The sequence below is a fragment of the Streptomyces sp. NPDC002309 genome (genome assembly GCF_053593375.1).
Genome location: NZ_JBSFCI010000007.1, coordinates 212882 through 226741, shown reverse-complemented (window position 1 = coordinate 226741; position 13860 = coordinate 212882). Strand labels below are relative to the sequence as shown.

Annotated in this window: 12 protein-coding genes, 1 rRNA gene and 1 pseudogene; 12 read left to right on the top strand and 2 right to left on the bottom strand. The window is 72.7% G+C overall.

What is annotated here, in order from left to right; all coding sequences use genetic code 11:
• Positions 1 to 176: 176 nt before the first annotated feature.
• The 3 genes and pseudogenes from rrf to ACWCPM_RS09020 all read left to right on the top strand — a co-directional run bounded on the left by rrf (position 177) and on the right by ACWCPM_RS09020 (position 2551).
• Positions 177 to 293: ribosomal RNA gene (gene rrf, locus ACWCPM_RS09030) — 5S ribosomal RNA — on the top strand.
• Positions 294 to 418: 125 nt separating this feature from the next.
• Positions 419 to 1201: pseudogene (locus tag ACWCPM_RS09025) on the top strand (tetratricopeptide repeat protein); the annotation flags it as partial.
• Between the two features lie 510 nt (positions 1202 to 1711).
• A complete protein-coding gene (locus ACWCPM_RS09020) occupies positions 1712 to 2551 on the top strand; it encodes a tetratricopeptide repeat protein (protein WP_450975465.1) in 840 nt (279 codons plus the stop codon).
• Between the two features lie 71 nt (positions 2552 to 2622).
• On the opposite strand, the gene ACWCPM_RS09015 is transcribed toward ACWCPM_RS09020, so the two are convergent.
• Positions 2623 to 3909 carry a DUF1015 family protein gene (locus ACWCPM_RS09015; protein ID WP_450975456.1) on the bottom strand — a complete coding sequence of 429 codons (1287 nt, stop codon included), beginning with the start codon at positions 3907 to 3909 and terminating at the stop codon, positions 2623 to 2625.
• An 82-nt stretch (positions 3910 to 3991) separates the two neighbouring features.
• On the opposite strand from ACWCPM_RS09015, the gene ACWCPM_RS09010 reads away from it, so the two are divergent.
• The 4 genes from ACWCPM_RS09010 to ACWCPM_RS08995 all read left to right on the top strand — a co-directional run bounded on the left by ACWCPM_RS09010 (position 3992) and on the right by ACWCPM_RS08995 (position 8063).
• A complete protein-coding gene (locus ACWCPM_RS09010; RefSeq protein ID WP_450975455.1) occupies positions 3992 to 5020 on the top strand; it encodes an HAD hydrolase-like protein in 1029 nt (342 codons plus the stop codon).
• A gap of 84 nt (positions 5021 to 5104) precedes the next feature.
• Entirely contained in the window at positions 5105 to 6148 is a 1044-nt protein-coding gene (locus ACWCPM_RS09005) for a FecCD family ABC transporter permease (protein ID WP_450975454.1), read from the top strand.
• Positions 6145 to 7191, top strand: coding sequence for a FecCD family ABC transporter permease (locus tag ACWCPM_RS09000; RefSeq protein WP_450975453.1), 1047 nt, complete (start codon positions 6145 to 6147; stop codon positions 7189 to 7191). Before ACWCPM_RS09005 ends, ACWCPM_RS09000 begins: the two co-directional genes overlap by 4 nt.
• The gene (locus ACWCPM_RS08995) at positions 7188 to 8063 is read left to right on the top strand and encodes an ABC transporter ATP-binding protein (RefSeq protein WP_450975452.1); all 876 of its coding nucleotides are present in this window, start codon (positions 7188 to 7190) and stop codon (positions 8061 to 8063) included. Before ACWCPM_RS09000 ends, ACWCPM_RS08995 begins: the two co-directional genes overlap by 4 nt.
• Positions 8064 to 8157: 94 nt before the next feature.
• Here the strand turns inward: ACWCPM_RS08995 and ACWCPM_RS08990 are convergent, their stop codons facing one another.
• Complete coding sequence (locus ACWCPM_RS08990; protein ID WP_450975451.1) at positions 8158 to 8505, bottom strand: SCP2 sterol-binding domain-containing protein; 348 nt, start codon at positions 8503 to 8505, stop codon at positions 8158 to 8160.
• A 42-nt stretch (positions 8506 to 8547) separates the two neighbouring features.
• Here ACWCPM_RS08990 and ACWCPM_RS08985 point away from each other — a divergent pair, with 42 nt between their 5' ends.
• The 5 genes from ACWCPM_RS08985 (at position 8548) to ACWCPM_RS08965 (ending at position 13786) form a co-directional block, all read left to right on the top strand.
• Positions 8548 to 8826 (top strand): hypothetical protein, encoded by a 279-nt coding sequence (locus ACWCPM_RS08985; protein ID WP_450975450.1) that lies wholly within the window; start codon positions 8548 to 8550, stop codon positions 8824 to 8826.
• Between the two features lie 7 nt (positions 8827 to 8833).
• Entirely contained in the window at positions 8834 to 9649 is an 816-nt protein-coding gene (locus ACWCPM_RS08980) for a TlyA family RNA methyltransferase (RefSeq protein ID WP_450975449.1), read from the top strand.
• Complete coding sequence (locus ACWCPM_RS08975; protein WP_450975448.1) at positions 9646 to 10551, top strand: NAD kinase; 906 nt, start codon at positions 9646 to 9648, stop codon at positions 10549 to 10551. The genes ACWCPM_RS08980 and ACWCPM_RS08975 overlap by 4 nt, the downstream gene beginning before the upstream one ends.
• Before the next feature lie 97 nt (positions 10552 to 10648).
• The gene (gene recN / locus ACWCPM_RS08970) at positions 10649 to 12391 is read left to right on the top strand and encodes a DNA repair protein RecN (protein WP_450975447.1); all 1743 of its coding nucleotides are present in this window, start codon (positions 10649 to 10651) and stop codon (positions 12389 to 12391) included.
• A gap of 258 nt (positions 12392 to 12649) precedes the next feature.
• Positions 12650 to 13786, top strand: coding sequence for a glycosyltransferase family 4 protein (locus tag ACWCPM_RS08965; protein WP_450975464.1), 1137 nt, complete (start codon positions 12650 to 12652; stop codon positions 13784 to 13786).
• Positions 13787 to 13860 lie beyond the last annotated feature (74 nt).

Genomic DNA, 13860 nt, shown 5'->3' with positions numbered 1-13860 from the left:
GTTGATAGGCCGGATATGGAAGCACGGTAACGTGTGGAGTTGACCGGTACTAATAGGCCGAGGGCTTGTCCTCAGTTGCTCGCGTCCACTGTGTTAGTTCTGAGACAACGACCGTTGTCGGCTTGAGTAGAACGCATAACAAAAAAGTGTGCTTGTTCGCTCGAAACCATTAGGGTTTCGGTGGTCATAGCGTGAGGGAAACGCCCGGTTACATTTCGAACCCGGAAGCTAAGCCTTACAGCGCCGATGGTACTGCAGGGGGGACCCTGTGGGAGAGTAGGACGCCGCCGAACAATCTTTGGAAGGACCCTTGGTCCCAGCGTTCAGCTGGGACCAAGGGTCCTTTTTGTTTTTTACGGAGCGCGTCGGGTTGCCGGCTGCGCGAGAATTACTGCGGTACGAAAGACAGGAGTCACCGATGTCCACCAACTCTCCCGAGGACCGACCCGAACGCGACCAGCGACGACGGGATGGTGGGGAACGCGGCGACCGCGGCGGCTTCCGTGGTGGCCGAAGTGACGGAGGCGACCGAGGTGACCGCGGCGGCTTCCGACGTGACAACGACCGTGGTGGCTACGGCCGTCGAGACGGTGAGCGTGGGTCGCGGCCGTCCTTCCAGCGCGACGATCGTGGGCCGCGCCGTGACGATCGTGATGGACGCGACGGCCGGCCCGGCGGCTTCCGTCGCGACGATCGAGGCGACCGGCCGGCCTTCCGCCGCGACGACCGCGGAGAGCGTCGGGACGACCGCCGCGATGACCGTCGCGGTGACGACCGTGGTGGCTTCCGTCGCGATGACCGGCGCGACGACCGTCGTGACGGTGACCGGGGCTCCTACGTTCGCCGTGACGACCGTCGTGGTGACGATCGCGGTGGGTTCCGCCGTGATGATCGTCGGGATGACCGTCGTGGTGACGACCGTGGTGGGTTCCGTCCTGATGACCGTCGTGGCGACGACCGTGGTGGCTTCCGCCGCGACGATCGACGTGGTGACGATCGCGGTGGGTTCCGCCGCGATGACCGTCGTGGTGACGACCGTGGTGGGTTCCGTCCTGATGACCGTCGTGGCGACGACCGTGGTGGCTTCCGCCGCGACGACCGTCGTGGTGACGATCGCGGTGGGTTCCGCCGTGACGATCGTCGGGATGACCGTGGTGGGTCCCGTCCTGATGACCGTGGCGGTTTTCGCCGGGACGACCGTGCTGGGTCCCGTCCCGATGACCGGCGTGGTGACGACCGTGGCGGCTTCCGCCGGGATGACAGGCGCGACGACCGCAGGGACGACCGTGGTGGGTTCCGCCGCGACGATCGTCGTGATGACCGCCGTGGTGACGACCGGCGTGGTGACGACCGTGGCGGCTTCCGTCGCGATGACCGGCGCGACGACCGCAGGGACGACCGTGGTGACCGGGGGTCCTACGTCCGTCGTGACGACAGGCGCGACGAGCGTCGTGACGACCGTCGTGACGACCGCGACCGTGGCTTCCGGCGGGACGATCGCGGAGACCGTGGCGGAGACCGCGGTGGCTTCGGTCGCCGGGACGACCGTGGTGACCGCGGCGGCTTCCGTGGGCGCGACGACCGCGGTGGTGCGCGAGGTCCTCGTCGGGACGACCGCGGCGGCCGCGACGGTGGCTTCCGCGGGCGCGACGACCGGCGCGGTGCCGGCGGCAGCCGGTTCCGTGACGAGCGGGACCGGGACCGTGAGCCGATCAAGCGGCTCCCGATTCCGCAGGACGTCACCGGCGACGAGATCGACAAGGACGTCCGGCAGGAGCTGCAGAGCCTGCCGAAGACCCTCGCGGAGGACGTCGCCAAGAACCTCGTCATGGTCGCGCGGCTGATCGACGAGGACCCCGAAGGGGCTTACGGCTACTCCCGGGTCGCGCTGCGGCTCGCGTCGCGTGTCGCCGCCGTGCGTGAGGCGGCAGGCTTCGCCGCGTACGCGAACCAGAAGTACTCGGAGGCGCTGGCGGAGTTCCGCGCGGCGCGGCGGATGACCGGCAGCGTGGAGCTGTGGCCCGTGATGGCCGACTGCGAGCGTGGGCTCGGCCGGCCGGAGAAGGCTCTGGACATGGCCGGTGCGCCCGAGGTGCAGAAGCTCGACAAGCCCGGGCAGGTCGAGATGCGGCTCGTCGCGGCCGGTGCCAGGCGTGACCTGGGCCAGCTCGACGCGGCCATCGTGACGCTGCAGAGCCCGGAGCTGGCTTCCAGCTCGGTCCAGCCGTGGACCGCGCGGCTGCGCTACGCCTACGCCGACGCGCTGCTCGCCGCCGGGCGGGTCCAAGAGGCCCGGGAGTGGTTCGCGAAGGCCGTGGAGGCCGACCGGGACGGCAGCACGGACGCCTCGGACCGGCTGGCCGAGCTGGACGGTGTGGAGTTCGTCGATGCTCTTGACGAGTCCGGGGCGGAGGACGCCGTCGCGGCCCCCGACGCCGCCGACGCCACGGTCGACGAGGACGACGAGGACGACGAGTTCACAGAGGTCGACGATGAGTTCGATGAGGACGACCAGGACGACGAGGAAGACAGGCGCGGCGGTCGGGACTGACGTCCGGACGTGACAGTGGGCGGGACCTGAATCCGGGGTCCCGCCCACTTGCCGTGTGCGCCGCCCGCGCGTCAGAGGTCCAGCGTGCGGAGCACCAGGCCCGAGGCCGGCTTGGGGCCGAACGACGTCGACTTGCGGGGCATCGTCACACCCTGGCGGGCCAGGTCGCGCACGAGGTCCTCGTGGACCGGGTGCAGCAGGACAGCCGTGGCGCCGTGGCGTTCCGCCTTGCGGACCGTGGCCGCCGTGTCGTGGATGTAGGCGATGTGGGCCGGGGAGTCCTCGGGGACGTTCCAGATGTGGTCGAGCAGGGTGGCGTGCAGGACCGTGGCGTCGAGGGTGCGCCACGCCTCGGGGCGGTCGGTGGGGACCGTGCGGGCGAGCAGGTCCGGGTCGGGGCGGTCGACCAGGTGGAACGTGCCGTCACCGGCGAGCAGGAAGGCGTTTCCCTCGGACGCGGCCTCGGCGAGGGCCGTGAGGGCCTCGGGGAGCGGGGCGTCCACGCGGCGCACGCGGAAATGGCCGTCGAGGGCGCTCAGCGCGTCGGGTACCGCGAGGCCGTGCAGAAGGCGGTGGATGGCGCGGACCCGCAAGGGGTAGCGGGCGGTGTCGACCAGGAGGACGAGGCCGTAGTCCCAGGGGCTGGGCGAGGGGTGCTCGGCGCGCAGGCGGCGGTAGGTAGCCCAGCGGTGGTGGCCGTCGGCGATCAGGGCCACCTGGTCGGCGAGGCCGGACTGGACGCGGGCCACGTCGTCGGGGTCGGTGACGGACCAGAGCCGGTGGTGGTAGCCGTCCTCTGTGGTCGTGGCGAGGAGCGGGGGTTTGTCCGCGGTCCGTTCCACGACCTCGGCGCAGTCCTGGCCGTCGCCGCGATAGGTCAGCAGCAGGGGTTCGAGGTTGGCGCAGGTGGCGCGCATCAGGTCGGCGCGGTCGGCGACGATGTGCGGCATCACGTCCTCGTGCGGCAGGACCACGCCGTCGGAGGGGTCCGAGACCCGCAGGGCGCCGATGATGCCGCGCTGGAGCATGCCGTCGCCGTCGTGCTGTTCGTAGACGTAGAGGCCGGGCTCGGGGTCGGTGGTCAGCACGCCCTCGCTGAGCCAGTGGTGCAGCGTGGCGGCGGCCTGGGCGTTGCGCGCGGTGGGGGTGGCGGCCTCGGGGAGGATCAGCCGGACGATGTTGTGCGGGTCCGCGGACTGCAGGTGGTGCACGCCGTCGGGGCGGACGACGACGTCGTACGGAGGGGACGTCACGGCCGCCAGGCTGCCGACCCGGTCGGGGTCGTAGCGAAGGCCTCGGAACGGGGTGAGTTCGAGGCCTCGGCGCGTCGTTGCTTCCGAGTGACCTGCTGGGTTCATCTCGGCATCGTACGGGTGCCGCGGGTGTCGGTGGCATGCGGCATGATCGGGGGAAAGCCGGTTGACCGAGGAGCGGTGCGGAATGAGCCAGCAGGTCAGGACCAGGCCCGATGCCAGCGGGCGGGCGCTGGGCGAGGCGTACGACACGGCACTGCTCGACCTCGACGGGGTGGTGTACACGGGCGGGGTGGCGGTCGCGCACGCGGTCGACTCGCTGCGTGCGGCCCGCGCGGGCGGTATGCGTCTGGCGTACGTCACGAACAACGCGCTGCGGACGCCGGACGCGGTGGCGGAGCACCTGACGGAGCTCGGGATACCGGCCGAGGCCGGAGACGTCATCACCTCGGCGCAGGCGGTCGCGCGGCTGATCGCCGAGGAGGTGCCCGCCGGGGCGCGAGTGCTGGTGGTCGGCGGGGAGGGGCTGCGGGTCGCGCTGCGGGAGCGGGGACTCGAGCCGGTGGAGTCCGCGGACGACGATCCGGTGGCCGTCGTACAGGGTTACGGGGGGCCGGAGTTGCCGTGGGGCCGGTTCGGCGAGGCCTGTTACGCGATCGCGCGCGGGGTGCCGTGGTTCGCGTCGAACACGGACCTGACGATCCCCAGTGGGCGCGGTATCGCGCCGGGCAACGGGGCGGCGGTGGAGGTGGTGCGGATCGCGACCGGCGCGGAGCCGCGGGTGGCGGGCAAACCGCTGCCGCCGATGCACCGGGAGACGATCCTGCGGACCGGCGCGCTGCGGCCGCTGGTGGTGGGGGACCGGCTGGACACGGACATCGAGGGCGCGTTCAACGGCGGCGTCGACTCGCTGCTGGTGCTGACCGGTGTGACGGACGGACCGCAGTTGCTGGCGGCGCCCCCACGGCACCGGCCGACGTATGTCGACGCGGATCTGCGGGGGATGCTGACCGGGCAGCCGGAGGTCGTCGAGGCCGCGGCCGGCTTCCGGTGCGGTGGCTGGACGGCGACGGCCGGGGAGAAGCGGCTGGAACTGGACGGGGAGGGGGACGACCTCGACGGGTTGCGGGCGCTGTGCGCGACTGCCTGGACGGCGGCCGGAGAAGGGGTTTGCGAGCTGGACGGGGGGAAGGCGCTGAGCCGGCTGGCGCTGTAGCCGCCTCGCCGGGTGCGGTGCGGTGCGGTGCCGGGGCGCGGACCAGGATCTGGATCCGATGCGAGGGTAGGCTAACCTAACTGCGTGTTGGTCGAGAGTCCCCCTGAACAGCGCGCGGACGCAGTCTCCGCGCCCCCGACCCGCCGGGCGATACGCGCCTTTGGCCTGCTCCTCGCCGTGGCGATCGTGGTGCTTGTCGCGTTGACGAGCATCGCGGTCGGCGCGAAGGAGCTGTCCCTCGCGGAGGTCTGGCACGGTCTGTTCCAGGATTCGGGGACCTACGGCGACGTCGTGGTGGGCGAGAGGTTGTCCCGGACGCTGCTCGGGCTGCTGGCGGGTGCCGCGCTCGGCCTGTCCGGAGCGGTGCTCCAGGCGCTCACCCGCAACCCGCTGGCCGACCCCGGACTGCTGGGCATCAACGCCGGCGCGTCCGCGGCGGTCGTCACCGCCATCACCTTCTTCGGTGTCACCAGCCTCGGCGGCTATGTCTGGTTCGCGTTCTTCGGCGCCGCCGTGGTCGGCGCGCTGGTGTGGTTCCTGGGCGGCAGCCGGGGCGCCACGCCGGTGCGGCTCGCGCTCGCGGGTACGGCGATCAGCGCCGCGCTCTACGGCTACCTCCAGGCCCTGATGATCCTGGACGACGCGGCGCTGGACCGGATGCGCTTCTGGACGGTCGGTTCGCTGAGCGCGGCGACCGACCGCACGATCACGCAGGTGCTGCCGTTCCTGGTGGTCGGTTCGCTTCTCGCGCTCGCGCTCGCCCGCCCGCTCAACGCGATGGCCATGGGCGACGACACCGCCAAGGCCCTCGGCGCCCACCTCAACCGCACCCGGGCACTGTCGATGCTCGCCGCCACCGTGCTGTGCGGGGCGGCGACCGCCGCCTGCGGGCCGATCGTGTTCGTCGGGCTGATGGTGCCGCACGTCGTGCGCTCCTTCACCGGGCCCGACCTGCGTTGGATCCTGCCGTACTCGGCCGTCCTGTCGCCCGTGCTGCTGCTCGGTGCCGATGTGCTCGGCCGGATCGTCGCGCGGCCCGCGGAGATCCAGGTCGGCATCGTGACCGCGATCCTCGGCGGCCCGGTCTTCATCTATCTCGTACGACGGCGGAGGACGGCCCAGCTGTGACCACCAACCGTGCCCAGCGTGCCGTACGGACGCCGGGCGGGCTCTCCGTGCGCCTGGACGTCCGGGCACTGACCGTCGTCGTCCTGCTGCTGCTCGCGGCGCTGGCCGCGAGCGTGGTGCTGATCGGCACCGGCGACTTCCCGATCCCGGCGGGCGACGTGCTGAAGACCCTGGCCGGCGACGGGGACCCCGCGCACGAATTCATCGTCACCGAACTGCGGCTGCCGCGGGTCCTGGTGGGGCTGCTGGTGGGAGCCTCGCTGGGGCTCGGCGGCGCCCTGTTCCAGTCCGTCTCGCGCAATCCGCTGGGCAGCCCGGACGTACTCGGCCTCGGGCAGGGAGCGGCGGCGGGCGCGCTCGTGGTGATCGTGCTGTTCTCCGGCGACGCGGGCGCCGTCACCTTGGGCGCGCTGGTGGGCGGCCTGGGCACCGGTCTGGCGATCTACGTGCTGGCGTGGAAGCAGGGCGTCCACGGATACCGGCTGGTGCTGGTCGGTATCGGTGTCTCCGCCGTCGTCACCGCCGTCAACGGCTATCTGATGACCAAGGCCGACATCGTCGACGCGGCTCGGGCCGTGGTCTGGATGACCGGCTCGCTCAGCGGCCGTGACTGGGCGCAGGTCTGGCCGCTGCTCGCGCTGTGCGCCGTCCTCGTGCCCCTCGTCCTCGCCAACGCGCGCGGGCTGCGGATGCTGGAGATGGGCGACGACGTGTCGTACTCCCTGGGGGTGCGCGTCGAGCGGGTACGACTGCTGCTGCTGGTGTCCGCGGTGCTGCTGACCGCCGCCGCCACCGCCGCCGCCGGTCCCGTCAGCTTCGTGGCGCTCACCGCGCCGCAGCTGGCCCGCCGCCTGACCCGGTCGCCGGGTCCGAACCTGCTGCCGTCCCTGTGCATGGGTGCGGCCCTGCTGGTCACCGCCGACTGGGTCTCGCAGCGCGTCTTCGGCGCCGACCAGCTGCCCGTGGGGGTGGTCACCGGCGTGCTCGGTGGTGCCTACCTGCTGTGGCTGCTGGTCGCCGAGCGCAGGGCGGGGCGGATATGAGCGCCGCCGGATCCGCCCCCGCCCACCCGAACGTCCGAAGGAGCACCGTGAACCGCCTGTCCGCCGAGAACGTCACCCTCGCCTACGACCAGCGCGTCATCGCCGAGCGGCTGTCGGTGGAGATACCCGACAACTCGTTCACCGTGATCGTCGGCCCGAACGCCTGCGGCAAGTCGACGCTGCTGCGCGCGCTGTCGCGGATGCTCAGGCCCAGCGAGGGCCGGGTGCTGCTCGACGGCCAGGTCATCCAGTCGATGCCGGCCAAGAAGGTCGCCCGCACCCTCGGTCTGCTGCCCCAGTCGTCGATCGCGCCCGACGGGATCACCGTCGGCGACCTGGTGGGCCGTGGACGGTATCCGCACCAGGGCATCCTGCGGCAGTGGTCGGCCGAGGACGAACGGGTCGTGCGGGAGTCCATGGCGCAGACCGGCGTCGCCGAGCTCGCCGATCGCTATGTCGACGAACTCTCCGGTGGCCAGCGGCAGCGGGTGTGGATCGCGATGGCGCTGGCCCAGCAGACGCCGCTGCTGCTGCTGGACGAGCCGACCACGTATCTGGACATCCAGCACCAGATCGATGTGCTGGACCTGTGCGCGGAGCTGCACGAGCAGCAGGGGCGCACGCTCGTCGCCGTCCTGCACGACCTCAACCACGCCGCCCGCTACGCCACGCACCTCGTCGCGCTGCGCGACGGCTCGGTGATCGCCGAGGGGCCGCCGGGAGAGATCGTCACCGCGGAGCTGGTCGAGGAGGTCTTCGGGCTGCGCTGCCAGGTCATCGAGGACCCGGAGACGGGTACCCCCCTGGTGGTGCCGGCGGCGCGCAAGGCGCGGGCGGGCGTCCGGAAGGTCACGGCCGCAGAAGCTTCCTGAAGCAGCTGCACAGTTTCTTGACGCGGCTACAGAAGCTTCCTGAAGCCGGCTGCACAAGCTTCCTGAGGAGGGCTGCACAAGCTTCCTGAGGCGGCTACAGAAGCTTTCTGAGACGGAACAGGTCCCGCAGGCCCGCCTCCAGTTTCACCCGGCCCGACCCCCAGGCCCTGGCGAAGTGCAGTTCGCCGTCCACGAGGGCCACCAGATCGTCGCCGGTCAGGGCGAGCCGGAGGTCCGCCTTCTCGCGCGGCGGTCCCTGGAGGGTCTCCCGGACCTTGATCGAGCCGTCCTGGAGGCGGCCCGCGAAGGTGATGTCCAGGTCGGTGATGTGACAGCTGACGGAGCGGTCCATGGCGGCGGCCGCGCGGGCGTCGCCCTCGGCGTCCAGCAGGTTCCGGGAGAACTTCTCGAGTGCGGCGCGGCACTCCTCGATCGTGGCCATCGCGGTCGACGGTACCGCAGGGCCACGAGGTAGCGTCGGGGCATGAACGACGCGGTTCCCCCGACGCACGCCCCCCAGGAGGGGGCGCTGCCCGATCACGAGCCCCCCGCGCCCGCCCCGCTCGGCGTGCCCCGCACCCCCACGGGCGACGCCGGGGTGGACGCCCTGCTGGAGCGGCTGGCCGACGCCGACCACCTGGACACCGACGGACATGTCGAGGTGTACGAGGATGTACACCGGGGGCTGCGTGACGCGCTCACCGCGCTCGACGCCCGCCCGGGACCTCCGGCGCCCCCTTCGACGTACCGACAGGGGAGCTGAACCGAACGTGGCAGGAGTCGCACGCCGCCGTCTGGACGCGGAACTGGTCCGCCGGAAGCTCGCGCGCTCGCGCGAGCACGCCGGCCAGTTGATCGCCGCCGGGCGGGTCAGCGTCGGCAAGACCGTCGCGACCAAGCCGGCCACCCAGGTGGAGACGGCGGCGGCGATCGTCGTCACGGTGGACGAGGGCGATCCCGACTACGTCTCCCGGGGCGGGCACAAGCTCGCCGGGGCCCTGGAGGTCTTCGTGCCGCAGGGGCTTGCCGTCGAGGGCCGGCGGGCGCTGGACGCCGGGGCCTCCACCGGCGGATTCACCGACGTCCTGCTGCGGGCGGGGGCCGCGCACGTCGTCGCCGTGGACGTGGGATACGGCCAACTCGCCTGGACTCTGCAGAGCGATGAACGCGTCACCGTCAAGGACCGTACGAACGTGCGGGAGTTGACGCTCGAGGCGATCGATGGGGAGCCTGTGGATCTTGTCGTGGGGGATCTGTCCTTCATCCCGCTCGGGCTGGTCCTGCCCGCCCTCGTACGCTGCGCGCGACCGGACGCCGATCTGGTGATGATGGTCAAGCCGCAGTTCGAGGTGGGCAAGGAACGGCTGGGCAGCGGGGGAGTGGTGCGCAGCCCGCAGCTGCGGGCCGAGGCCGTGCGCGGTGTGGCCGGGCGCGCCGCGGAGCTGGGGCTCGGGGTGAAGGGCGTGACGGCCAGCCCGCTGCCCGGGCCCTCGGGGAACGTGGAGTACTTTCTGTGGCTTCGGGCCGGGGCTCCCCGACTGGACCCGGCCGACGTCGACCGTGCAGTTGCGGAGGGGCCGCGTTGACAGAGAACCGAGCTCGTACTGTTTTTCTGCTCGCCCACACCGGACGGCCCGCGGCCGTGCGCAGCGCCGAGCTGGTGGTCAAGGGACTCCTGCAGTCCGGGATAGGCGTGCGGGTGCTGGAGGCGGAGGCGCCGGACCTGCCGCTGCCCGACGAGGTGCAGCTGGTCAAGGAGGCGACACCGCAGTGCCTCGACGGGTGCGAGCTGCTCATCGTGCTCGGAGGTGACGGGACGCTGCTGCGGGGCGCGGAGTTCGCGCGGGCGTCCGGGGTGCCGATGCTCGGCGTCAACCTCGGCCGGGTCGGGTTCCTCGCCGAGGCCGAGCGCGACGACCTCGACAAGGTCGTCGACCGGGTGGTGACGCGGGCCTACGAGGTCGAGGAGCGGATGACCGTCGACGTCGTCGTGCACAGCAACGGCGACATCGTGCACACCGACTGGGCGCTGAACGAGGCGGCGGTGCAGAAGGCCGGCGCCGAGAAGCTCCTGGAGGTCGTCCTGGAGATCGACGGGCGGCCGGTGACCGGGTTCGGGTGCGACGGGATCGTGCTGTCGACGCCCACCGGGTCGACCGCGTACGCGTTCTCCGCCGGTGGGCCCGTGGTGTGGCCCGAGGTGGAGGCGCTGCTGATGGTGCCGATCAGCGCCCACGCGCTGTTCGCGAAGCCGCTGGTGACGTCACCCGATTCGGTGCTCGCGGTGGAGGTGCTGCCGCACATCACCCCGGGGGTGCTGTGGTGCGACGGCCGGCGGACGGTCGAGTTGCCGCCCGGGGCGCGGGTGGAGGTGCGGCGAGGGGCCGTGCCGGTGCGCCTCGCCCGGCTGCACCACGCCTCGTTCACGGACCGGCTGGTGGCGAAGTTCGCGCTGCCGGTCTCCGGGTGGCGGGGGGCTCCGCACTAGCCGTCCGTGGCCGCGTCCGGTTCCCCGCGCTCTCACCGGGTGCACTCGCGTGAGTGACAAGGGGGACCGGCGTCGCGCTTCGGGTGCCGGACCTCGTATGGTCGTGTCCGTGTTGGAGGAGATGCGGATACGGTCACTCGGAGTCATCGACGATGCCGTCGTCGAGCTGTCGCCGGGGTTCACCGCCGTCACCGGTGAGACGGGTGCGGGCAAGACCATGGTGGTCACCAGCCTGGGGCTGCTGCTCGGCGGCAGGGCGGACCCGGCGCTCGTGCGGATCGGCGCCGACAAGGCGGTCGTGGAGGGGCGGATCACCGTGCCCGCGAACGCCTCGGTCGCCGTACGCGCCGAGGAGGCCGGGGCCGAGCTCGACGACGGCGCCCTGCTGATCAGCCGTACCGTTTCCGCCGAAGGGCGGTCCCGGGCGCATGTCGGCGGGCGGTCGGTGCCCGTGGGGGTGCTGGCCGAGCTCGCCGACGAGCTGGTCGCCGTGCACGGGCAGACCGACCAGCAGGGGCTGCTGAAGCTGACGCGGCAGCGGCAGGCGCTCGACCGGTATGCGGGCGAGGCCGTGGCCGGGCCGCTCGACAAGTACTCCGGGGCCTACCGGCGGCTGCGGGCGGTCTCCGTCGAGCTGGACGAGATCACCACGCGCGCGCGTGAGCGGGCCCAGGAAGCCGACATGCTGCGGTACGGGCTCGACGAGATCGCCGCGGTGGAGCCTCGCGCCGGGGAGGACGCCGAGCTGGCCGAGGAGGCCGAGCGGCTCGGCCACGCGGAGGCGCTCGCGTCGGCCGCCACGGCCGGGCACGGCGCGCTCGTCGGCAACCCCGAGGACCCCGAGGGTGTCGACGCGTCGACGCTCGTCGCGGGGGCGCACCGGGCCCTGGAGGCCGTACGGTCGCACGATCCCGCGCTGGCCGCGCTCGCGGACCGGATCGGGGAGATCGGCATCCTGCTGGGCGACGTGGCGGGCGAACTCGCCGGGTACGCCGACGACCTGGACGCCGACCCGCTGCGGCTGGCGGCGGTCGAGGAGCGGCGGGCGGCGCTGACCGCGCTGACCCGGAAGTACGGCCAGGACGTCGACACCGTGCTCGCCTGGGCCGAGCGCAGCGCCGTCCGGCTCACCGAACTCGACGGCGACGACGAGCGGATCGGGGAGCTGACCGCGGAGCGGGACGCGCTGCGGGCGGAACTCGGCGCTCTGGCGCAGGCGCTGACGGACGCGCGCACGGAGGCGGCCGACCGGTTCGCGGCGGCCGTGACGGCGGAGCTGGCCTCGCTCGCCATGCCGCACGCGCGCGTGTCGTTCGCGATCCGGCAGACCGAGGACCCGGAGGGCGTCGAGGTCGGCGGCCGTCCGGTCGCGTACGGTCCGTCGGGTGCCGACGAGGTCGAGCTGCTGCTGGCGCCCCACCCGGGCGCGCCGCCCCGGCCGATCGCCAAGGGCGCCTCCGGCGGTGAGCTGTCGCGCGTGATGCTGGCCGTGGAGGTTGTCTTCGCGGGGACGGATCCCGTGCCGACGTACCTCTTCGACGAGGTGGACGCCGGTGTGGGCGGCAAGGCCGCGGTGGAGATCGGGCGGCGGCTGGCCCGGCTGGCGAAGACCGCCCAGGTCGTCGTCGTCACGCACCTGCCGCAGGTGGCCGCCTTCGCCGACCGGCAGTTGCTGGTCGAGAAGACGAACGACGGGTCGGTGACCCGGTCCGGTGTGAAGGTGCTGGAGGGTGAGGAGCGGATCAGGGAGCTGTCGCGGATGCTGGCCGGCCAGGAGGACTCGGAGACGGCCCGGGCGCACGCGGAGGAACTGCTGGCGGCGGCGCGGGCGGACGGGTAGCGCATCGGCCGCGCCGCGGTACGGCGGGTCACACCGGCGGTCACTCGGGGGAGTGACGCGCGGCGGCGCGTTGCCCCGGCGTGTGGGAGCGTGTGATCTCCGGCGTTGCCGGAACGGCCCAGTGTCCTGGCATCCTTGAGCGTGTACGCGGAGGACGTCGCGCGGTGCACCCCGTCCGCCGCGCCTTCCGTACGTCTCTCCGAGACCGTCGTGACCAGCCGTGACCGTCCCATGCCGAACCCAGGAGCCCCGGCCCACGTGATCCCCGCGAGCAGCCACTCTCCGCCCGGCCGGTCGACGCTGCGCACCGTGCAGGTGCTCGGCGGAGGCAACGCCGGCAGCAGCGCCCATGTGCGCTCACTGGCGGCGGGGCTCGTCGCACGGGGCGTGCGGGTCACGGTGTGCGCCCCCGTCGAGGCGGATCGCTCCTACGACTTCAGCGGGGCCGGCGCCCAGCACGTCCACGTGCCGCGCAGCAGCGATCCGGGGTCGGTGGCGGCGCTGCGGGCCGCCTGCACGGGCGCCGACCTGGTGCACGCGCACGGGCTGCACGCCTCCTTCCGGGCCGTGCTCGCGCTCGCCGGACGGCACACCCCGCTGATCGTCACCTGGCACGACCGCGCCCACTCCGAGGGGGCGCGCGCCCACTTCCTGCGGATGCTGGAACGCCGGGTGGTGCGGTCGGCCACCGTGGTGCTCGGCACCACCTCCGGTCTCGTCGACCGGGCGCGGAAGGCGGGGGCGCGCGACGCACGGCTCGCGGCAGTCGCCCTGCCCGGCCGCCGCACCTCCGTCGGGACCGACGAGGCCGACCTCGCGAGCCCCAAGCTCCGTGCCGAACTCGGTGCCGTCGGGCGCCCGTTGCTGATGGCCGTCGGCTCCCTCGACCCCCGGCGCGGCTACGACGTCCTGCTCGACGCCGCCCGGGCCTGGCGAGGGCTCGATCCGGTGCCGCTGGTCGCCGTCGCGGGGGAGGGACCGCTGCGCGCCGAGCTGCAACGCCGGATCGAGGACGAAGGGCTGCCCGTGCGGCTCATCGGCCGGCGCGACGACGTGCGCGAACTGCTCGCCGCCGCCGATCTGGCCCTGCTGCCGAGCCGTGCGGAGTCGCGATCCGTGCTGGCGCAGGAGGCCCTGCACGCGCGCGTGCCGCTGGTCGCCACATCCGTCGGAGGCGTTCCCGAACTCGTCGGCGACGCGGCCGAACTCGTCCCCGCCGGGAACGCGAAGGCGCTCGCCGACGCCGTCGTGCGGCTGCTGGACGATCCCGGGCAGCGGCAGTCGCTCGCGGAGCGGGGCGTACGGCAGGCGGCGACATGGCCGACCGAGGACGAGACGGTCGCCCAGGTTCTCAGCGTGTACGACGAGTTGACGCAGCCCCGGCCGATGATCTGACCCGAGCCCCGCAACCGTCCGATCCCGGCGCCGGGACTGGGCCTGGCACCGGGACCAGGGCCGGCACCGGGACC